This is a genomic window from Wenzhouxiangella psychrophila, assembly GCF_042310375.1.
Lineage (GTDB): Bacteria > Pseudomonadota > Gammaproteobacteria > Xanthomonadales > Wenzhouxiangellaceae > Wenzhouxiangella.
The window spans coordinates 22,010-43,004 of sequence record NZ_JBHJMQ010000002.1 but is presented as its reverse complement, the minus strand read 5'-3'; the positions used below and the strand labels follow the sequence as shown (position 1 = coordinate 43,004).

General features: G+C 62.6%; 14 protein-coding genes. 5 read left to right on the top strand and 9 right to left on the bottom strand.

The genetic code is table 11. The features are described 5' to 3' along the window. Positions 1-211: 211 nt before the first annotated feature. The 3 genes from ACDC66_RS02900 to ACDC66_RS02890 are packed head-to-tail and all read left to right on the top strand — an operon-like array spanning position 212 to position 5,139. A complete protein-coding gene (locus ACDC66_RS02900; RefSeq protein ID WP_376695182.1) occupies positions 212-1,381 on the top strand; it encodes an efflux RND transporter periplasmic adaptor subunit in 1,170 nt (389 codons plus the stop codon). A 2-nt stretch (positions 1,382-1,383) separates the two neighbouring features. Continuing rightward, positions 1,384-4,518 carry an efflux RND transporter permease subunit gene (locus tag ACDC66_RS02895; RefSeq protein ID WP_376695181.1) on the top strand — a complete coding sequence of 1,045 codons (3,135 nt, stop codon included), beginning with the start codon at positions 1,384-1,386 and terminating at the stop codon, positions 4,516-4,518. Between the two features lie 3 nt (positions 4,519-4,521). After that, on the top strand, positions 4,522-5,139 hold the full coding sequence (locus ACDC66_RS02890; protein ID WP_376695180.1) for a TetR family transcriptional regulator: 618 nt from the start codon (positions 4,522-4,524) through the stop codon (positions 5,137-5,139). A gap of 1 nt (position 5,140) precedes the next feature. Here ACDC66_RS02890 and ACDC66_RS02885 read toward each other — a convergent pair whose 3' ends face one another. The 3 genes from ACDC66_RS02885 to ACDC66_RS02875 all read right to left on the bottom strand — a co-directional run bounded on the left by ACDC66_RS02885 (position 5,141) and on the right by ACDC66_RS02875 (position 9,095). Beyond that, entirely contained in the window at positions 5,141-5,329 is a 189-nt protein-coding gene (locus tag ACDC66_RS02885) for a diguanylate cyclase domain-containing protein (protein WP_376695500.1), read from the bottom strand. Between the two features lie 119 nt (positions 5,330-5,448). Continuing rightward, positions 5,449-6,354 (bottom strand): AEC family transporter, encoded by a 906-nt coding sequence (locus tag ACDC66_RS02880; RefSeq protein ID WP_376695179.1) that lies wholly within the window; start codon positions 6,352-6,354, stop codon positions 5,449-5,451. A 215-nt stretch (positions 6,355-6,569) separates the two neighbouring features. Further along, positions 6,570-9,095 (bottom strand): choice-of-anchor D domain-containing protein, encoded by a 2,526-nt coding sequence (locus tag ACDC66_RS02875; RefSeq protein ID WP_376695178.1) that lies wholly within the window; start codon positions 9,093-9,095, stop codon positions 6,570-6,572. A 269-nt stretch (positions 9,096-9,364) separates the two neighbouring features. Here ACDC66_RS02875 and ACDC66_RS02870 point away from each other — a divergent pair, with 269 nt between their 5' ends. Further along, positions 9,365-10,111 (top strand): hypothetical protein, encoded by a 747-nt coding sequence (locus ACDC66_RS02870; RefSeq protein ID WP_376695177.1) that lies wholly within the window; start codon positions 9,365-9,367, stop codon positions 10,109-10,111. 46 nt (positions 10,112-10,157) lie between these two features. Here the strand turns inward: ACDC66_RS02870 and ACDC66_RS02865 are convergent, their stop codons facing one another. From ACDC66_RS02865 to ACDC66_RS02850, 4 genes are all read right to left on the bottom strand, one after another. Then, on the bottom strand, positions 10,158-12,836 hold the full coding sequence (locus tag ACDC66_RS02865) for a choice-of-anchor D domain-containing protein (RefSeq protein ID WP_376695176.1): 2,679 nt from the start codon (positions 12,834-12,836) through the stop codon (positions 10,158-10,160). A gap of 271 nt (positions 12,837-13,107) precedes the next feature. Beyond that, positions 13,108-15,300: a catalase/peroxidase HPI gene (katG, locus tag ACDC66_RS02860; RefSeq protein ID WP_376695175.1), complete on the bottom strand. Its 2,193-nt coding sequence runs from the start codon at positions 15,298-15,300 to the stop codon at positions 13,108-13,110. A gap of 222 nt (positions 15,301-15,522) precedes the next feature. Next, on the bottom strand, positions 15,523-15,912 hold the full coding sequence (locus ACDC66_RS02855; protein WP_376695174.1) for an ArsI/CadI family heavy metal resistance metalloenzyme: 390 nt from the start codon (positions 15,910-15,912) through the stop codon (positions 15,523-15,525). Between the two features lie 75 nt (positions 15,913-15,987). Beyond that, positions 15,988-16,335 (bottom strand): ArsR/SmtB family transcription factor, encoded by a 348-nt coding sequence (locus tag ACDC66_RS02850; protein WP_376695173.1) that lies wholly within the window; start codon positions 16,333-16,335, stop codon positions 15,988-15,990. 140 nt (positions 16,336-16,475) lie between these two features. On the opposite strand from ACDC66_RS02850, the gene ACDC66_RS02845 reads away from it, so the two are divergent. Then, positions 16,476-17,375, top strand: coding sequence for a DMT family transporter (locus tag ACDC66_RS02845; RefSeq protein WP_376695172.1), 900 nt, complete (start codon positions 16,476-16,478; stop codon positions 17,373-17,375). Between the two features lie 23 nt (positions 17,376-17,398). Here the strand turns inward: ACDC66_RS02845 and ACDC66_RS02840 are convergent, their stop codons facing one another. Further along, positions 17,399-18,448: an NAD(P)-dependent alcohol dehydrogenase gene (locus ACDC66_RS02840; RefSeq protein ID WP_376695171.1), complete on the bottom strand. Its 1,050-nt coding sequence runs from the start codon at positions 18,446-18,448 to the stop codon at positions 17,399-17,401. 284 nt (positions 18,449-18,732) lie between these two features. Next, complete coding sequence (locus ACDC66_RS02835; RefSeq protein ID WP_376695170.1) at positions 18,733-20,973, bottom strand: S41 family peptidase; 2,241 nt, start codon at positions 20,971-20,973, stop codon at positions 18,733-18,735. Positions 20,974-20,995: the final 22 nt, after the last annotated feature.

Sequence of the window (20,995 nt, the reverse complement as noted above, 5' to 3'; positions counted from 1 at the left end):
GCACGGCCTGGCTCATTGCCCGCCGATGGGTGCGAGGTCCCGGATAGCTGCTTTCGCAGCTTCCGGGACGACAAGGGGGTGCCGTTTCCGGGACGACAGTGGTGGGGCTGCCTTATTCACAAAACATACATCCATGTATGTATAATTGCGCGCCTGTTGAAGGACGCCCTGCCCGTCCGACTGAACCCCATCAGACCGGAGTCAACCGAACATGCCGTTTTCCTTCCGTAACGGGCCTCGCGCCCGGGACCTGGCCGTCTTGCTTGCGGTCGCGCTGTTGCTGTCCGCCTGCTCCGAGCCCCAGGGTGAGGATCAGCAGCCGCCGCCACCGGTCCGCTTCACGACCGTTGAACCGGTGGATTTGACGATCGAGGAGGAATACGCCGGTCGCGTTCGCGGCTCGCGCGAGGTCGAGGTGCGATCGCGCGTTGAAGGCATCGTGCTCGAGCGACTCTACAACGAGGGCCAGCTGATTTCCGAAGGCGACGACCTGTTCCTGATCGATCCCCGGCGCTACGAGATTGCCGTACAACAGGCCGAGGCCGAGGTGGCCAACGCACGCGCCACCTACAACCAGGCCGAGCGCGAATGGCGCCGCATCAGCGGGCTGTATGAACAGAATGCCGTCAGCGAGCGTGATCGCGACCAGGCGCAGTCGGCACTGGAACTGGCCGAAGCGGGCGTCGCGCTGGCCCGGGCCGGACTGGCTTCGGCACAGCTCAATCTGGACTGGACCCGGGTCACCGCGCCGATTTCGGGGGTCACCGGGCTCGAAACGGTCTCGGAGGGCAGCCTGATCAGCACCGGCGCCCTGCTGACCACCATCACCCAGACCGACCCGGTACACGTGCGCTTCGCCCTGCCCGAGCGCGACGCGGCGATGCAGCAGCGCGCCCGCCGGGCCATGCGCGGCCGCGGGGAGAACACCGAACAGACCGCCCGCCTGGAACTGCCCGACGACAGCGAGTACGCCAGTCCGGGCCGGGTCGACTTCACCGACGCCACCATCGACCCCCGCACCGGCAGCGTCTCCGCCCGGGCCGTATTCCCCAACACCGACGGCGAACTGGTGCCCGGCCAATTCGTCCGCATTCGCATGACCACCCGCTCATTCGAGCAGGTTTACAGCGTGCCGCGCCAAGCCGTGGCGCAGGGCGCGGACGGGGCGCAGCTTTTCATCGTCGGCGACGATGACGCGGTGAGCGCCCGCAGCGTCGAGCTCGGTCCGACCCGGGGCGAATCGCGCCTCGTACTGTCCGGGCTGGAGTCGGGCGAGCGCGTGGTTGTCAGCGGCCTCAATAACCTGCGCGACGGAATGACCGTCGAGGCCCAGCCCGTTGAGGCAAACCCGGAATCCGACGACGCGCAGGGCGGGGCCTGATCATGCTCAGATTTTTCATCGACCGGCCGATCTTCGCCTCGGTCATTTCGATCATCATCGTGCTGGTCGGGGTCGCCGCCCTGCGCGCCGTGCCGATCGAACTCTACCCGGACGTGGTGCCGCCCCAGGTCGTGGTCCAGGCCAGCTACCCCGGCGCCAGCGCCGAGGTCATCTCCGAAACCGTGGCCGCGCCGATCGAGCAGGAGATCAACGGCGTCGATGACATGATCTACCTGGAGTCGACCGCCACGGACTCCGGCGCCCTGACGATCACGGTGTCGTTCGAGATCGGCACCGACCCCGACCAGGCCACCATCAACGTCAACAACCGCGTGCAGGCTGCCCTGCCCCGGGTACCGCAATCCGTCCGTGATCTGGGCGTACGGGTGGAATCGCGCTCGACCAACATTTTGCTGGTGCCGGTGCTCTACTCGCCCGAGGGCACGCACGAAGCCCTGTTCATGTCCAACTACGCACTGCTCAACGTGCTCGACGAGCTGGTCCGCGTACCCGGCGTGGGCGATGCCTCACTGTTCGGCCGCCAGGACTACTCAATGCGGATCTGGCTCAAGCCCGACAAGATGGCGCAGTTCGGGCTGACCCCGGCCGACGTGGCCGGGGCGGTGCGCGACCAGAATGCGCAGTACGCCGCCGGCCGGCTCGGCGCGGAACCGGCGCCGGACGACACCGCCTTCACGATGGCGGTATCGACCAGCGGCCAGCTCGCCGATGCAGAGGAATTCGAACGCATCATCCTGCGCTCGCAATCCGACGGCAGCGTGCTGCGCCTGGGCGATGTCGCCCGGGTCGAACTCGGGGCGCAGGACTACAATTTCTCGGCCACCTACAACGGCCAGCCCAGCGTGCCGATCGGCATCTACCTGCAGCCCGGCGCCAACGCGCTGGAAACCGCCCAGCGCGTGCGCGATGCCCTCGACGAGGCCCGGGGCCGCTTCCCGGCGGACCTGGACTACGCCGTCCCCTTCGACACCACCGAGTTCATCGATATCTCGATCCGCGAGGTCTTCACCACGCTGATCATCGCCACGCTGCTGGTGGTGCTGGTTACCTTCCTGTTCCTGCAGCACCTGCGCGCCACGCTCATCCCGGTGCTGGCCATTCCAGTCTCGCTGGTGGGCACCTTTGCCGGCATGCTGGCGATGGGCTTTTCGATCAACCTGCTCACGCTGTTCGGCCTGGTCCTGTCGATCGGCATCGTCGTCGACAACGCCATCATCGTGATGGAGAACGTCGAGCGGCTCATGCAAGAGAAGAACATGAAAGCGCGCGAGGCCTCGATCAAGACCATGCAACAGGTCGCCGGCGCCGTGGTGTCGTCCACGCTGGTGCTGGTGGCGGTATTCGCCCCGGTCGCCTTCCTGGGCGGCATGAGCGGCGAGCTGTACCGGCAGTTCGCGGTGACCATCGCGGTGTCGGTGGTCGTCTCCGGCGTGGTCGCCCTGACGCTCACGCCGGCGATGTGCGCTCTACTGCTCGACGGCGAACGGCGCGACGTGTCCAAACCCTTCCAGTGGTTCAACAACGGGTTCGAGAAATTCACCAACGGCTTCGTGACGAGCGTGGAATGGCTGCTGCGCCGCTCGGCCATCGGCGTCGGCCTGTTCGCGCTGGTCATCGTGCTGGCCGTGCTCGGCATGCAGCGCCTGCCACCCGGCCTGGTGCCGGCCGAGGACCAGGGCGTGGCCCTGGTGTCCTACTCGCTGCCGCCTTCGGCTTCGCTCAATCGCACCATCGAGTTTCGCAACCAGCTTTCCGAATCGCTGCTGGCGATGGACGAGATCGACGACTTCACCACCTTTGCCGGATTCGACATCATCTCCATGAGCCAGCGCACCAACTCCGGTGCCGGCTTCGCCAACCTGGCCGACTGGAGCGAGCGCGAAGGCCCGGGCCAGGACGCCCAGTCGATGACCGGACGCATCATGGGCATGGGCATGCAGATGCCCGACGGCTTCGTCATCTCCTTCGCCCCACCGCCGATCCAGGGCCTGTCGCTGACCGGCGGCGTGGAGGGCTACCTGGAAGTGCGCGGCGATGCCGACACCGATGAAATCCAGGCCCTGGCCGCTCGCCTGATGGCCACCGCCAACGAGCGCCCGGAGCTGACCAACGCGCGCACCACGCTGGATACCTCCTTCCCGCGCTACCGGGCCGAGGTCGACCGCGACAAGGCACTGGCCGCCGGCGTGCCGATCGGCCAGGTGTTCTCGACCATGCAGGCCACCTTCGGCTCGCTCTACGTCAACGACTTCACGCTGTCCGGGCGCAACTGGCAGGTCAACCTGCAGTCCGAAGGCGATTTCCGAAGCACGCCCGAGGACCTTGACAAGGTATTCGTGCGCTCGGACAGCGGCGAAATGATCCCGCTAAGTTCCCTGGTCACCCTCGAGCGAACTTCCGGCGCGGACATCATCAACCGCTTCAACATCAACTCGGCGGCCAAGATCATGGCCGACGCCGCACCGGGCTATACCAGCGGGCAGGCCAAGACGGCCTTGCAGGAAGTGCTCGACGCCGAAATCGACGACCGCAACGTGCTGCCCGGCTGGACCGGCGAGGCCTACCAGCTCGATGCCGCCGCCGGTGCCGGCACCCTGGCCTTTGCGCTGGGCCTAGTGATGGTGTTCCTGATCCTCGCCGCCCAGTACGAGCGCCTGACCCTGCCGCTGGCCGTGGCCACCGCCATTCCCTTCGGCGTGCTCGGCGCGGCGCTGGCGGCCATGCTGCGCGGCTTCCCCAACGACATCTACTTCCAGGTCGGGCTGCTGGTGCTCATCGGCCTGGCCGCCAAGAACGCCATCCTGATCGTCGAGTTTGCCGCCCAGAACCGCGCATCAGGGATGAGTGCCTTCGACTCGGCCGCGGCGGCGGCTCGCCAGCGTTTCCGGGCCATCCTGATGACCGCGTTCACCTTCATCATCGGCACCTTCCCGCTGGTGATCGCCAGCGGCGCCGGCGCCAACAGCCGCCAGGAGATCGGCACCGTCGTGGTCGGTGGCATGATCTTCGCCTCCACCCTGGCGCTGTTGTTCGTACCGCTGTTCTACAAGCTGTTCGAGGACTTCTCGGACTGGTTCCGGCAGCGGCGTGCCGAACCCGGTTCCGGAGGCGCGTAGTCCATGGCACGCCGGACCAAGGCTGAAGCCGAAGCCACCCGCGAGTCCCTGCTCGACGCCGCCGAGGCGGTCTTCTACGAAAAGGGCGTGGCGCGAGCGACCCTGCGCGACATCGCCCACACCGCGGGTGTCACGCGCGGCGCCCTGTACTGGCATTTCGAGGGCAAGGCCGACCTGTTCCAGGCCATGCTCGAGCGGGTTCACATGCCCTTCGAAGAGCTGGTCGAGGCCATTCCGGACGAGCAGCAGGCCGAGGGCCACCTCGACGAAATACGCCTGGCCTGCCTGCAGGCCCTGGATCGACTCGAGCGCCCGCAGTACAAGCGCGTTCACGCCATCCTGCTGCATCGCTGCGAGTTCTTCGCCGATATCAACCCGGTCGGGATGCTGGCCGAGCTCTCACGCGAGGCGGTGGGCGCCACCCTGCCTCGATTCGAAGCCGCTCGCAGCGCCGGTGAGCTGCGCTCGGGGCTGAGCGCCGATGATGCCAACCAGCTGCTCCACGCGACCCTGCGCGGCCTGATTCACGGCTGGCACCTGGACACGTCGGCGTTTTCGCTGGTGGAAACCGGCACTCGCCTGATCGATCAGTGGTTCCGCCTGGTGTCGGCCGACGGCTGACTCAACCGTCGGCAAGCTCGACCCGGTTGCGCCCGCCTTCCTTGGCGGCGTAAAGGGCCCGGTCGGCGCGCTTGACCAGCTCACGGCTCTGCTCGCCTTTTTCGTGTACCGCCACACCGAAGCTGGCGGTGACACTGCCGTAGTCAGGAATGGCCAGGGCCTCGATCGCGACTCGCAGCGGTTCGGCCAGGCAGATCGCGGCCGGTCAGCCGCTGCATGAGAGGATGATGGCCCAGCGCGTGGTGCGCCTCGGCCGTGGCCCGGCGCAAGGTTTCGTGCACGTGCCTGCGTTGACGCCTGTTCATGGCATCAAGATAACAGTTGCGCGCCGACCAGGTACCAAAAGGGCACGGTGGCTGCCGACAGCAAGACGCCCCAGGCCACCAGCGCGGAAGCGAGCTCCGGCGCCAGGCGGGCCGACGAGAGTAGCGCCGCGGCGGTAATCATCGGCGGCATCGCTGCCTCCAGCAGGGCCACGCGTGCGATATCCGGGCGCGTATCGAGCAGCAGGATCATGCCCAGCGCCACGGCCGGCAGGATCAGGAGCTTGCTGAGCAGGCCGATCATTAACGGCCGGCGATACTCCGGCACCAGTCGCAGGTGCAAACTCATGCCGATGGCCAGCGTCACAAGCGGCAGCAGCATGTCGGCGAAGTTGTGCGCCAGGTCCATCAGCCAGGCCGGGAACCAGGCATTGCCCAACAGCAATGCGCCCACCAGCGCGATGAACGGCGGAAAGGTCACGATTCGCCTGACCATATCGCCCACGGCCGGGCGCTCGCCGGTGCCGAACCAGGCCAGCACGAACAAAGCATGCGTACAAACGATCAGGAAAGAACCGAACTGGTCGTAGACGACCGCGTAGCGAACCTGGTCGGCGCCCAGCAGTACCTCGACCAGCGGAAAGCCGAGGAAGGAAGTGTTGCCCAACGGCAGCAGCAACAACAGCACGGCCACCGCCTCGCGCCTGAGTTCCAGCCAGCGGGCCAGTATCAAAACAATGCCGACGCTGACCGCCAGCAGGGCCCAGGGCACGATCACCAGCGGCAGCAACGCGGTGCTGGCCTCCAGCGTCGGCACGTGAATGAAGATCAGTGCCGGCAGGCACAGCATGATCACCACGCGGTTGAGCACCTCCGGCGCGCTGGGCGGAAAAAAGCGCGCGAGCAAGCGCCCGACCACGATCAGGGAGATGATGACGAAGTAAGCCGACATGGGCGGAAATCATACGGTAGTTCGGCAGGCCACGCGCGCAAAGCAGACCCGTGTCTGCGCAACGAGGCTAATAGTATGCTGCCGCGAAGGAACCCAACCCGTCATACCGGACCAACGGGAAACGCAGACATGAAGCAAAGGGAGAAAAACCGATGCTGACGGAGCGCCCGGCTGAGCCGGGCACTCCATTGAAAACAGAAATCAACCGCCGTGATTTAGGCCAGTCGTCGCCACCCGATCATCATCAACAACAAAATCAGAACCGCGCCAGCAAAAGAGCTCATGACGGGAATGATCAGCGGGCGAATGGTCGCCGCAAGCGTGATCGTGTCCGGACTTGAGTCGGCATTGCTTGTAATCGTGACGCTGGAGGCAACGGCACCAAGCTCCTGCACGGGCTCCATGCGAAAGTCGATTACGCAGGATTCGCCCGGAGCGAGACTCAAGGGCAGCGGCATGCAGGTATTGCTTTCGACCGCGAATGGTTCGGAGGGAGACCCGAAGCCGGTAATCTCCAGGGTCTGCGTGCCGCTGTTCTGCACCGTCAAGCTCGCGGTATCCGGCTGGTCGATGAATACCGGTCCGAAATCCAGAGGGCGGGCTGAGACTTCGAGAACCGGCTCCACGCTATTGACCAGGAGATCGACCGAATCGGGACTACTGCGCGCATTCGATGGAATCCGGAATCGCGCTTCCCTGAGCCCCGTTTCCGCCGGATGAGCGCTCACACTCAGTTGGCAGCTGCCACCCGGAGCAATTGTCTGGTTACTGCAATCGTCGGATTCGAACGTGAAGGCATCGGGATTTGCTCCGTCAAGAGCTACTTGTCCAATCTCCAGCGACTCCGATCCGCTGTTCTCCAAAATGATCTGACGGACCGATGCTGTTGTATCCACACGCAGATCGCCAAAATCGACCTGCCCAGGATTAAAGCTCACCAACGGCTCGGTCCCGCGCCCCTCCAGGAATATCCCTTCCTGAAGTGTGGCCGGCGAATCTGCAGCTGGTTGCCAGGATACGCCCAATGTCGTGTTCTCTTGTCCATCTGCTTGGGGCGTAAACCGAACTTCGATTGCGCAATCCTCTCCCGGCGCCAGGGTCGCCGGGTCACAGTCGTTCGAAACGATCTCGAAAACCTCCGAAGAAAGGCCAGCATCCAAAATCTCGAGCGGCTGGCTTCCGATACTGCTCCCGGTCACGGAGGCAACCACCGAATTCCCGACGCTGACGGGCCCAAATGCGAGCCGCTCCGGTTGAAAATCCAGGTCCGGAACGTCCAACTCGAAAGCCCCGATATCGGCCCGGACACCAAAGACACGGGGAAAGCCAGCACCGCGCTGATCGACCGTCAGATTTTGAGGATTGGAGCCAGCGTTGACCGCCGGACCCGAAGCTATGGGCGGATTCATGGGCACGCATTCGTCAGGAGCCGGCACCGCACAACCCCAGTCGCCGAATCCAATCATCTGAGGATCATTGAGAAAAATATTGTCGACATTAGTGTCAAAACCACTGTCGGGGCCGCCGAAAATGCTGTTGCTCAGATTGAAGGTGTCAGTCAACCCACCAACTTGTTGTAGCGGTGTACCGTTGTCAGCCAGTATGGTGCTTTCTACGTTCAGTTCAGCAAGATTGACCAAAACCGCCGTCCCGCCCGAATTGCCCAAGATCGTCGAGTTGAAGATATTAAGCACAGCGTTAAAACCAGCGGCAGAGACGGCGGAGCCCACAGACTCGCCGAAGGCCACGTTCTGGTAAATGGTGGAATTGACGAGATCGAGACGATCGCCTACAAAGATGGCAGCGCCTGAGCCGTCGTCTCCATCGCCTGAGCCGTCGTCTCCATCGATGATATTCCTGAAGAATGTACTCCCGGAAACAGAAAGCTCGACCGCATGGATACCTGCACCATCGGACTCAGCCGCAATCTGGTTACGCTCAATATAGGAATTCTCCACATTCACAATTCCCCCCCAGATGCCGCCGCCACGACTTCGAAGACCGCTGGCAACGTTCTCGGATACGCGGCTATTCACAACAGAAGTCGTCCCTGCTGAGAGACCAGCCCCGAAACCATCCTCGACAGAGATCTGGTTTCGTTCTATGACGCTGTCCCTGACCTGGATCGATCGAGCGTAAACGCCACCTCCGGCGGGAAAAGGTAGGCTGGAATCGTTAACGCCCGCAACTGTATTACCGCTGATGGCGCTGTTCTGTATTGTTACTGGACCGGCGGAATAAACACCACCGCCGCGGGCATTGGAAACACCAGCGACCGGTCGCTCTGCACGGCTGGCGCTGATTTCACAGTTGCTGAAAGCTGCTGGTGCGGCACTTATGTGGACAGCACCTCCACTTCCATCGCCCGAAATTGATCCACACGTCGCCGAATCTATACCGTCAATCAACCTCAGATTTTCGAATTCAACCCCAGCGGTCACCTTGAAGATTCGAGAACACTCGTTACCGCTAATCGCTTGCCGATCCGTCGGACCACGAATGATCAGGGAATCCGTAACCTCGATCTGGCCCGAGGTCAGCGTAATCGTTCCGAGCCCCGGGTCGAAATTGATCTCGTCCTGCCCGGCTGCGGCGTTAGCGTCAAGAACCATCTGCCTGAGGCTGCCCGCACCGCTGTCTGCATTGTTTGTGACAGTGAAAACGGCACCGCTCGCCTGAGCCGATGCCAGAACCAAAACGCCGGCCAGCAGAACCCGGCGAAAAATATTCCATTCCGTCATGTAATCTCCCTCTGCGAAAAGCATCTCCCACAACTCCGTCGCACCGCCTGGGTGATTGAGCGCCCGGAGGCCGAAAATCACGGGTTTTAATATCGCGAGGTTCACCTTAGCAATTCTGGGCGCCAATTTCTTCCTCGGACCCCCGAGAATTGACGAATTGAAAGCCTTTCGACAGGTTCCGAAAAATTGAATGTGCTTTATTGATCCTCCCGCGGTGCACAAATACGGGCGCCGCGCTCCAATTGAATCCGGACTGGGAGGTTCGAACCATGAAAACTGCCATACTTGCCGCCGGCTGCTTGGCGCTGTCGACCAGCGCCGTTCTGGCCGACAACCACGAAGAAGCCGAAGACTGGGTACAGCGCGTCTACCTGGAATACGTCAAGGGCGACATGCACGACGCTTACAAGGAAGTCGTTACCGAGTGGAACGAGTGCATCAAGGAAGCCGATGAAGACGCCGAGTGGTCGGTGTACCGGGCCGAGACCGGAAACGTCAGCCGCTACGCGTTCGTGATCAACAATCAGCGCTGGGCCGATTTCGACGAGGACGACTCGGAGCTCGACAGCTGCTATGAGCAGTTCAAGGACCGCTATCACGACACCGTCGACAAGGTCTACGCCTCCTTCGACGTCTACCTCGAAGAGCACAGCCACCACGTCGATGACGACAAGGATCGCTCGATCGCCTGGGTCACCAGCTTCGAGCTCGAGGACAGCCGCGCCTTTCTCGAAAACGTCAAGAAGTACACCGAGGCCGCGAAAGAGAAGGAATGGACCGAACCGTACTACTTCTACTCAGCCATCGGCGGCGAACACGGCAGCGGCATCTATGTCATATCGCCCGTGTCCAATTTCTCCGAGTTCGACGGCGACAACGGTTTCTGGAAGATGCTCGAAGAGCATTTCGGTGAGGAAGAATTCAAGAAGATGCGTGAAGCCGACCGCGAATCGATCGAGGACTACCATGCCGACATCTGGGTCCGGGTCGACGAGCTCAGCCACATGAAAGAATAGGCAGAACAACCCCGGCGCCCGGTGGGCGTCGGGGTCTCGTCTGCGCTTATCCCAGCCTTCTCACAGCCACCATTGAGAGCATCAGCACCAGGATCGCCAGGCCGTACCCGCCCAGCGTGGGTACGACACGCGGGCGAACGGTCCCGCGCAGCGACACCGTATCGGGGCTTGACGGCGCATCGCTGGTGATTTGGAAGCTCGATTCGTAGGAACCGATGTCCGTGGCCTCGAACTCGAACAGGATGTCGCACTCCTCGAACGGCGGCAACGTGGCCGGCAGGGTCAGGTCCATACAGCTTCCGCCGGTGATGGTAAACGGCGCTTGCGGATTACCGATTCCTTCGATCAGGAGTTCGAGCCGCCCGGCTTGCAGGGTCAATCGGCTCGACCCCGTGTCACCCTGGATGATCGTGATTTGCGGCTCGGAGTCGCTCAGTCGCAATTCCGGCAAAAGGCCTTCGGAGATCAGTTCCACCGAATAGGGGCTGTCCGGCGCATTGGACGTGAGGATCAGATCGGCCGTACGCAGCCCCTCCTCGGCCGGCGTGGCATTCAGTTCGAGAAAGCAGGAATCGCCGGGTGATACCGTCTGTCCGCTGCAGTTGCCGTCGGTGAAGGCAAAATCGCCGGGGTGATCACCCTCGATCGTCGGCGCGCCGAACTCGACGGGGGCACTCCCGATGTTGCTGTAGACGACGCCGACGATATCCGTCGTTACGCCCACTCGCCCGATCGGAGGAAAGACGATCCGTTCGCGGCTCACCTCCACGCGTCGCTCCGTGCCTTCGACACGCAGATCGACACTGACCGGACTGTTCGAGGCATTGGAAGCGAGGTTCAGAGTCGCGGTCCGCTCCCCCAGATCGGTCGGTGCCGCGGTCACCAGGATCTCGCAACTTTCGGCAACGGGCAAGACCATTCCCGAACAATCATCGCTGGAAATTTCGAAAACCTCGGGATGGCTGCCGAGCAGTTCGGCGGTTTCGAACGCCAACTCACCCGTGCCGGTGTTATCGATACGGATGGTCTCCTGCGCCGACGGCGGCTCGGCGGCGAGTCGAATGCCCCCGAAATCCACCGAATCGGGAACCGCAACGGCACGATAGAGAATGCCCCGCCCCGCCATGGCCAGCCTGGCCGGACTTTCCGGATCGTTCCAGGGAATGAGCAGTTCTGCCTGGGTCAAGTCCAGCAATTCCCGAGCGAAACTGATCTCGACCGTGCATTCAGCCTGTGGGGGAAGCGTCTCGCCGCTGCATTGATCGCTCCCAATCCCGAACTGGTCTGGATCAGCGCCTGCAATCGACAGCGTTCCAAAAACCAGGTCATCGCCGCCCGTGTTTGTGAACGTCACGCTCTCGGTCTCGGCTGAGTCACCCACCGAACCTTCTCCGAAGTCCAGCAGCATCGGGTCGGCAAGCAGAGCAGGCACTTCACCCTCGAGCGCGCCGATGTCGGCGGACGCACCCTGGACTCTCGGGAAGCCGGATCCGCGCTGGTCATGGGCCAGCCCCTCTGAATTCGCACCGGCATCCCGGACCGGGCTGATCGTACGCGGTTCGAGCGTGGAAACACACGCATCAAAGGCGGGTACCGCGCAGCCATTGTCGTCCGCATCCTTCAGACCGGGTGCGTTCCAGAATATGTTGTTCTCGTTCGCACCGTTGATATCGGAAGGCGCGCCACCAAAAAGACTGTTGCGTGCATTCACGACCCCCTCCACGGAAAGGTTCTCCTCGAAACTGCCGGCGTTTCCGGCCAGAATCGTGCTATCGATGTTCAATTCACTGTCCGGCCAGGTCAGCGTGATGCCGCCGCCGAAAAGGGCGCTGCTATTGCCGACCACCGTTGCGTTGTCCAGATCGATAATGCCACCGGCCGCGCCAACGGTCATGGCGCCACCGCTTCTCTGCAGCGAAGCGTTATCGTAGAAAGAACTGTTCACGGCATTGATTCGTCCCGTGGCATATACGCCACCTCCCCTCGCCGAATCGCCTTCCACAACGTTGCCCGACACCGTGCTGTCGGCTAACTCGACGTTCTGTGCGTAGATACCCCCGCCATGAGCTGATTGTCCGGAGGTTGTGTTGTCAGCAACCACGGAATTGACCAGCAGCGCTCCGAACACGGCGTGGATTCCTCCGCCGGAACCCGTGGAGTCATTATTGGAAATGCGGCTGTTCATCACCGTTACCGATTCATCCGCGAGGACCGCGCCACCTCCGAACTGCCCCCCGGTCGAGGAGTTATTGGTGAGCAGGCTGTCGAACAGGAGAAGGTCGCCAAGCGCAAGGATCGCGCCACCGGAGAAGCCTTCCGTCCGGTTATCCGAGAGCTCGCAATCGATGATGGACAGGCTGCCCTGATCGCTCCAGACCGCGCCGCCCTGTCCTGATTGGGCGGGATCGCACGCTTCCGCACCGGTGCCATCGATAAGCCGCAGGCGCTGTAACGTTGCATCCGCAGTGGCCACTTCGAAGATTCGCGAACAGCCGTTGCCGCTGATCGTCTGCCGATCGGCCGGGCCCAGAATCGTCAGGTCGTCGGTAATCTCGATCTGCCCCGAGGTGAGCGTGATCGTTCCAACTCCCGCGTCGAAATTGATTTCGTCCGCGCCCGCGCTGGCGTTGGCGTCCAACACCGCCTGTCGCAAACTGCCCGCCCCTGAATCGTTGTTATTGGTAACGGTGAATTGCGCGGCGCTGGCCGGAGCGGCAGCGAACATCAGACAAGCAATCAATACATAGCTCAGGCCGCTCGGCCTTCCCGAACTCTGAAACATTCTTTCTCCCTATTTTGTTTGCAGCCTTGAAGCTGGACTGGTCCCGGGCGGGCAAGCCATCGCTGGTTATTCTGACGCGTGGGGACGCAGAAAGCTTGTCCTATTGTCTCAGCCTCTTGTCCGTTTGTTGCAGGTTCTTGCCCCAGTCACAAAAAAACCCCGGCGCCCGGTGGGCGTCGGGGTCTGGTCTTGCTGACGACTCTTACAGGCCGGATCAGGCCAGGTCGAAGCGGTCCGCATTCATCACCTTGTTCCAGGCGGCGATGAAGTCGTGGACGAACTTTTCCTTGCCGTCTTCGCTGGCGTAGACCTCGGCCACCGCCCGCAGCTGCGAGTTGGACCCGAAGACCAGGTCATTGCGGGTGGCGGTCCACTTGACCTCGCCGCTGGCGCGGTCCCGGCCTTCGTAGATGCCTTCGCGGTCGGTCTCCTTCACATCCGTGCTCATGTCGAGCAGGTTGACGAAGAAGTCGTTGGTCAGCTTGCCCGGCTGGTCGGTCAACACGCCGTGGGCGGTCTGGTCGTGGTTGGCGCCAAGAGCACGCATGCCGCCGACCAGAGCCGTCATTTCCGGCACCGTCAGTCCGAGCAGGTGAGCGCGGTCGACCAGCAGTTCTTCCTGCGGCCGATCGTGCCCATGACCCAGGTAGTTGCGGAAGCCGTCGGCCTTCGGCTCGAGCCACTCGAACGAATCGGCGTCGATCTGATCTTCGGTGGCATCGGTACGACCCGGCTCGAACGGCACGGTCACGTCGAAGCCGGCGTCCTTCGCGGCCTTTTCCACCGCAGCAACGCCGCCGAGCACGATCAGGTCGGCCATGGAAACCTTCTTGTTGCCCGACTGGGCATCGTTGAAGGCCTTCTGGACACTCTCGATCTTGTCGAGCCAGCCGCCGAGTTTCTCGGGCTGGTTGGCTTCCCAGTCCTTCTGCGGGGCCAGGCGGATGCGCGCGCCATTGGCGCCGCCGCGCTTGTCGGTGTGACGGAACGTCGAAGCCGAGGCCCAGGCCAGGAAGGCCAGCTCGGAAACCGACAGGCCGGAATCGAGCAGCTTGCCCTTGAGCTCGGCAACGTCGCTGTCGTCAATCAGGTCATGATCGACCCTGGGAACCGGGTCCTGCCAGATCAGCTCTTCGTCCGGCACTTCCGGGCCGAGGTAGCGATCGATCGGGCCCATGTCGCGATGGGTCAGCTTGTACCAGGCCCGTGCGAAGGCATCGGCGAACTCGTCCGGGTTGTTCCAGAAGTGCTCGGAGATCTTGCGATAGTCCGGGTCGACCTTCAAAGAGATGTCGGTGGTGGCCATCATGGGCGCGTGACGCTCGTTGGGGTCGTGCGCATCCGGCACCGTGTTCTGAGCTTCCGCGTCAACCGGCCGCCACTGCTTGGCGCCGGCGGGGCTTTCGGTCAGCTCCCATTCGAAGTTGAACAGATTCTCGAAGTAGTTCATGTCCCACTTCGTCGGCTCCATCGTCCAGGCGCCTTCCAGGCCGCTGGTGATGGTGTCCTTGCCCTTGCCGGTGCCGTGGTCGTTCTTCCAGCCCAAGCCACCTTGTTCAATCGGAGCGGCCTCGGGCTCCGGGCCCAGGTGCGAATCCGGCGCAGCGCCGTGGCACTTGCCAAAGGTGTGTCCGCCAGCGATGAGGGCGACGGTCTCGTAGTCGTCCATCGCCATGCGGGCAAAGGTCTGGCGGATGTAGAACGCGGCTTCCTTCGGATCGCCACTGCCGTTCGGGCCTTCCGGGTTGACGTAGATCAGGCCCATGTGGTCGGCGGCCAGGTCACCCATCAGCTCGCCGTCTTCGCGGTGGCGCTCGTTGCCCAACCATTCGCTTTCAGGGCCCCAGAAGACGTCGCCTTCCGGTTCCCAGATGTCCTGGCGGCCGCCGCCGAAACCGAAGGTCTTGAAGCCCATCGATTCGAGCGCGACGTTGCCGGTCAGAATCAGCAGGTCGGACCAGGAAAGCTGCTTGCCGTACTTCTGCTTGATCGGCCACAGCAGGCGACGGGCCTTGTCCAGGTTGCCGTTGTCGGGCCAGCTGTTGAGCGGCGCGAAGCGCTGGTTGCCGGTCGATCCGCCGCCGCGGCCGTCGGCCACGCGATAGGTGCCGGCGGCGTGCCAGGCCATGCGAATGAACAGCGGTCCATAGTGACCATAGTCGGCCGGCCACCAGTCCTTCGATTCGGTCATCAGGGCTTCGAGGTCCTTCTTGACCGCGTCATAATCGAGCTTCTCGAACTCCTGGGCATAGTCGTATTCCTCGCCCATCGGGTCGACCTTGTTCGAGTTCTGGTTGAGAATCCGCAGATTCAGGCTCTCGGGCCACCAGTTCGAATTCGACAGGCCGCCGCTCGCGGTATGCCGGTACTTCGCCGGCGCAAACGGGCATTTCGCTTCAGTATCCATTTCCTTTCCTCCTGTTTCTGCAACTCTGCACGACCCGAATGGGCCGCATATAGAAATCTGCCGGTTCCTGACCGGTTAGCTCTACGATCATATCGGTTTTGAGCCAATAACTACAATTAATTGTTCTCATGCCTTCAATAGGCTTTGTAAATCATAGCGCGATGCCCGAACCGGGGCAGCGCCCCGGTTCGATTCCTCGTGCCGTCGATCCATCCGATCCAATCAGGCGGAGCAGCCGCAGCCGGCAGCCTGCGGCGCATCGCCCTTGACGACGAACACCTCCCAGCGATGCCCGTCGGGATCGGCGACCCAGACTTTGTCCTGAATGGCATGGCAGCAATCCGTGTCGTGTTCGGCAAAGGTGTCCAGGCCGGCCGCCTTGAGCCGCTCGATCTCCGCAAACACCTCGTCGCGGTCGGCCACCTGCACCCCCAGGTGCGACACGCTGGATTGCTTCGCCTCGTTCAAGGCCAGCTTGAGCGGCGGGTTGTCCAGTTCAAAATTGGCGTAACCGGGACGAATCTTGGCGGGCTCGGCCTGCAGGAAGGCGCGATAGAACGCCACCGCCGAGTCGATGTCCTTCACGTCGAGTGAAATATGGGTCTTGTTCATGACATGCTCCTGTATTTCTGCAACTATCGAATTAAAGAGTCGAAAAAAAGGCCGCTGAATCAACCGAAAATCGTTCTAGCAACAGCGGCCGGCCAGGTCCGGGTCCACAACCGAGTTCCGGCTGCAGCACTCCGAATAGAGAAAATCGAGCAGCGCCTGCAGGGTGTCGTCCCGTGCGGCGTAGCGAATCCATTGGCTCTCGCGCACCGATGCCACCAGGCCCACCTCGCGCAGGCGATGCAGATGATGCGAAAGGGTAGAGGCCGGAATCCCCAGCTTTTCCTGGATCTCCCCGGCTGCCACGGCATCCGGATAAGCTGCCAGCAAAAGCCGCATCACTTCCAGGCGAGCGCCCTGCCCCAGCGCCGCGAAAACGGGCGCCAGGCTTTCGGCTGAGTTTATTTGGGTGGCTGTTGATTTCATATTTCTAGAATACTCGAACTATAGGCAAATTGCAAGCAATTCCTCCAATCGATTGCGCCCGGGGCAATTTCATCCGGGCGCCTGCCCAAAGCGTTATCCTCTCCGCTCTCGATTCCGCCCACTCATGTTCTTCACCAGCCATGAACGAAGCCGCGCACACCGCCGCCGACGAACTCAAGGCCATGACCGAACTGGTGCTGCTGGGCGCCATCTGGGGCGGGTCGTTCCTGCTCATGCGCGTGGCCGCGCCGGAGTTCGGCCCCTTCGCCCTGGTCGAGATCCGGCTGGCCTTCGGCGCCCTGGTGCTGCTGCCTTTCGTCTACCGGGCCCGCAAACGCCTGGCCGGGCGTTGGCACGTATTGTTCGGGATCGGGCTGATCAACTCGGCCGTTCCCTTCACCCTGTTCGCCTGGGCGACGGCCATCGCACCTGCCGGCATCAGCGCGATTGCCAACAGCATGACGGCCCTGTTCGCGGTGGTATTTGCCGGACTGATGTTCGGCGAGAAGATCGGCATTCGTCGGGGCTTTGGGCTGATTTCAGGCATCGTCGGCGTGATCGTCATGGTCGGCATGCCGATGGCCGGCGTCCCCGTCGGCCGGGCCGCGCTGGCGGCCACCGCGGCTGCCGCCTGCTACGGCCTGGCCGGCAACCTGGTCAAGCGCCATCTCGCCGGCCTGCCGCCCGTGGCACTCGGCGGCGCCACGCTGTCGTGCAGCGCCATCGTGCTGTCACCGTTGGCCATCTGGCAATGGCCGCAGCAGGCACTGAGCGCCACCGTCTGGGCCAGCGCGATCACGCTCGGCGTGCTTTGCACGGGCATCGCCTACGCCTTCCTGTTTCGTCTGCTCGATACCATCGGCCCCAGCCGCACCGCCACCGTGACCTACCTGGTGCCACTGTTCGGCGTTGCCTGGGCCTGGCTGGTACTGGCCGAACCCTTCACGCCCGGCATGATGATCGCCGGCGTTCTTATTCTTGGCGGCGTCGCTCTCAGCCAGTCCCGACGGCCGCCCCCGGTCGTCACCCGCCAGGCCTGACTTGCCAGCTGTGGCAGGCCCGTCTAGCGGTCAAGGTTGCTGCTTCCATCGGGTGGCACGATGACCATCCGGCCGCAGAACTGCCCTGCTTGAAGACACTGGATCGCCGATGGCACCTCCGCCAAAGGGAAGGTCCTGCCAACGATCGGAGTCAGCTGCCCTGCCTCGAGCATTGCGCGCAGGATCTCCATGGCATCGCGCTTTTCCAGCACCTCGAACCACGACCTGTCCAGGTGCCGATTGAATTGCGCCCGCACCATGAGCCCGAGAAAATGCGGAAAGCCGCCGAGCGTACGGCGGCCTTTTGCCCCGTAGTGATCGTGACCGATTGCGATATACAGCCCATCGGGCTCAAGTATCCGTCTGCAGTCGGAAAGCGATAGCGTTGAGGCCACGTCGACGATGAGATCGACGGGCTCTTCCAGCCAGGTGACGTCCTCTCGCGTGTAGTCCATGACCTCGTCCGCACCCAGCGTTCGCATGTAGTCGAGCTTGGTGGTGTGGTCTACACCGACGACAAATGCACCCTCGGCCTTTGCCATCTGGATGGCGATACTACCCACACCGCCGGCCGCGCCATTGATCACGATACGCTGCCCCGGCTTTGTCCCCAGGTGCTTGCGCAGGTTGACCAGGGCGATGATTCCGGAGGTCGGCACCGACCCAGCCTGCTCGAAGGTGATGTTGTCGGGCTTTGGTGACAACACGTGTTGCGGTACGCACACGTATTCGGCGTAGGCGCCTCCATTGGTCCACTGGATCTTGTCATGGGTCTCGCCGAACACCGCATCCCCGGGGCGGAAGTCGACCACATCGCGCCCCACGGCTGCCACTTCACCGGCCATGTCCAGGCCGGGGATCGGTTGTTTCTGATTTCGCAGACCCGCGCCCATCAGACGCATGAGGCGAGGGTAGCCCGTGACCGCGTGCCACACGTCGGGATTCACCGAGGCGGCCCGCACTCGCACGAGCACCTCGTCCGGGGCTGGCACTGGAATCTCGACTTCACGCAAGTGCAGCACCTCATCGGGCGCGCCATACCCATCCTGGACAATCGCTCGCATGCTCGTCATTTGAAACCTCGCAGGTCCGCGTCAGTTCGCCGGCCGGACAGGCCGATTCTCAGTCGGTCGAATCGATGATTTTTCATGGGGCCCCGCTCCGGTGATGCCCCGGAAACCCTAGACGCCCGGAATCGGAAATGCCTGTGCCATGAGTCATCCGCTGAAAAAACTCTGTCGGTAATCAGGGCCGCTCGTGCAGAAACCACCTGTCACTGGCCATCAGCGCCAGGGCATGGTCCGGAAGGGACACACCCGGCAGGGCCGCCGTCAAGGAAAGCCCGGGGATCAGTTATTCAGTCTCCAAATATTTCGAGCGCGCGCTCGAGCACTTCGTCCCGCCCTTCGCGTAGTCCTTCGAGCGTCGGCGCAACACCCACATCCGGCTCGATACCGCGGCCATGGAAAGGCTCGCCGTCGGGGCCGACCACGAACATGCCCGTGTAAGAGACGGTGAACCCGCCGGGTAGCTGCAACGGCAGTACGTTGCCGTTGGCACCGGCGGTATTCGATCCAACGACGGTGCCGAGATCGTGGTACTTGATCATGCCGATCATCGATTCGGCATAGCTGATCGCGCGGTAGTCGGTCAGGAACACCACGGGGGCTTCGATATGCGGCTCGGCGGTCTCCATCGACCATTCATACTCACCTGCCGTAACCAGGTTGCCGTTCGGCGCTCGCGCGACCATCACCTTCATCCAGTCCGTGAAGTCATCGTCCGAAGCCATGAGATGCCCGAGAAAGTCCGGGCGGATGCCCCGGGGATAGCCACGCAGGTCGAAGATCACGCCCCGTGCATCGACAAGCTCCGGGATCATGTCGGAGAGCGTTGCTTGATCGATCGCCGTGAGGTTGATGTAAGTAATGCCTTCCGCGGCCTCGCGCGTGGGCGGCAGGTCGTTCGCGCCCAATCGCTCTTCGAGCTCGAAGGACAGGCTGGATTCAAAGGACTCGCCGTCGCGCAGCAATGAGAGATTGCGGCTATCGTCCGGCTGCCCCCGGAGCAACGTCCGGATCGCCCGAAAAGTACGCCACTGGCGGGAACCGCTGAAATGAGCCATCTCTTGCGCCAACCAGTCCTGAACCGTTTCGCCGTCGATCGCGGCAATGCGATCACCCGGGCGCACTTGCTCTGGGGAATCAGACCGGGCAACGATCCAATCACCGTCGACCGGCACGACCGCGATCGGCAACCAGGCAACCGCTTCTTCTTCTTCCTCCGGCTGCGTCTCGTGGACGCGGACATGGCCGTCTTCAGCGTGCACCATCAGTCGCTGCAATATGCGTCGATGGTCGCTGGAATCATTGATGGACCGGCTTTCCCGCAAGGCGGTCTCGAGGGCGCCCGGCCAGTCGTGCAGGTTGTCGCGATACGGATAGAAGTGCTGAATAACCGGCCATAGTGTGGCGACATCGAGTCGGGCCCGTTCGGTCACCGACAGCTCGCCCACATCGATCTCGGCAAAGCGCTTCGCCAGGCGCGTCAGACGACGCGCGGCCATTTGCGTATCCTCGGGACACAGCGCGAGGGGAAATTGCAGCCGGCTACCGTCCACCAGTTCCAGCGACCCGCTCGTCGGCGCATCTTCAAAAAGCGCCATCATCGAATCGTCAACCGGTGGCAATCCGGTGCCCGGTGTGAGGGTGACGAACATCCCCTCTTCGGTGACTTCCATTTCGGGGTCGTCGACCCCCGGCGGCGAAAAGGTCCGCCACTGTTCCAGTTCCGGAAGCACCGATTCCTCGCGCGGCTGCTCCGTCTCCTGGTCGACTTCCCGCAAGTCGATATCGCGAAACTCCACGCGCGCCGTGCCGTGCGAGATCATGCCTACGGCAATCCGCTCGGCATCGCTGGGCACCGAAAACACCAGGCCTTCCTCTTCCCAGTCTTTCTGGGTGATGCGGCGGTCATCCATGTTGTCGAAAACGAGAATTTCCCGGTTCCGGTCGTTGACCCGAATCCACATCGCGCCTTCGCCGCCATCGGGCACCCGGGCCTGGCTGCTGAAGAACAAGCGCTTGCCGCGCCACGGCCTCGCCGAAAACATCGTCATGGCGTTGGAAAAGGCTTGCGGTCCAAGGTCGGGATGCGCTTGCGCACCCGAACGCCGACTCAGATACGTCTCACCCTGTCCGGCTGCCGGCGGCGCACCGAATCCCTGGTGCACCCAACGCACCGGTTTCTCGTCCGACCCGCATTCAAGCGCTGTGATCGAAGCATTGGTTCGATCTGCATCGCGTTGCACGATGCCAGTGCCGATCTGGCCGAGCAGTTGGGCAAGCGACGCAGAAAAATCGTCTTCATCACTGGACTGTTCGGCCAACTCGAAGCCTTCCAACAATACGCTGTTCCAATTAACAACGGTGACGGCGTCATGCGGGTGGAAATAGCGGATCGCGCCAACGGCCTCGACGACATCGACCTGCCGCGCCAGCAATCCGTCTGAATCGGAATCAGCTGCGGCGAAAACATTCTGCGTGGTCAGGGTTATCAGCGCGACGACTGCCGCACCGGAAAGTAGCGTTATTCGCATTGGCTGTTCCCTCTCATACTTG

Coding starts and splice junctions, on each gene's coding strand:
- ACDC66_RS02840 (WP_376695171.1), bottom strand. CDS start 18,448: ATGACGAGCATGCGAGCGATTGTCCAGGATGGGTATGGCGCGCCCGAT.
- katG (WP_376695175.1), bottom strand. CDS start 15,300: ATGGATACTGAAGCGAAATGCCCGTTTGCGCCGGCGAAGTACCGGCAT.
- ACDC66_RS02845 (WP_376695172.1), top strand. CDS start 16,476: ATGAACGAAGCCGCGCACACCGCCGCCGACGAACTCAAGGCCATGACC.
- ACDC66_RS02895 (WP_376695181.1), top strand. CDS start 1,384: ATGCTCAGATTTTTCATCGACCGGCCGATCTTCGCCTCGGTCATTTCG.
- ACDC66_RS02865 (WP_376695176.1), bottom strand. CDS start 12,836: ATGTTCGCTGCCGCTCCGGCCAGCGCCGCGCAATTCACCGTTACCAAT.
- ACDC66_RS02900 (WP_376695182.1), top strand. CDS start 212: ATGCCGTTTTCCTTCCGTAACGGGCCTCGCGCCCGGGACCTGGCCGTC.
- ACDC66_RS02855 (WP_376695174.1), bottom strand. CDS start 15,912: ATGAACAAGACCCATATTTCACTCGACGTGAAGGACATCGACTCGGCG.
- ACDC66_RS02870 (WP_376695177.1), top strand. CDS start 9,365: ATGAAAACTGCCATACTTGCCGCCGGCTGCTTGGCGCTGTCGACCAGC.
- ACDC66_RS02890 (WP_376695180.1), top strand. CDS start 4,522: ATGGCACGCCGGACCAAGGCTGAAGCCGAAGCCACCCGCGAGTCCCTG.
- ACDC66_RS02880 (WP_376695179.1), bottom strand. CDS start 6,354: ATGTCGGCTTACTTCGTCATCATCTCCCTGATCGTGGTCGGGCGCTTG.
- ACDC66_RS02875 (WP_376695178.1), bottom strand. CDS start 9,095: ATGACGGAATGGAATATTTTTCGCCGGGTTCTGCTGGCCGGCGTTTTG.
- ACDC66_RS02850 (WP_376695173.1), bottom strand. CDS start 16,335: ATGAAATCAACAGCCACCCAAATAAACTCAGCCGAAAGCCTGGCGCCC.
- ACDC66_RS02835 (WP_376695170.1), bottom strand. CDS start 20,973: ATGCGAATAACGCTACTTTCCGGTGCGGCAGTCGTCGCGCTGATAACC.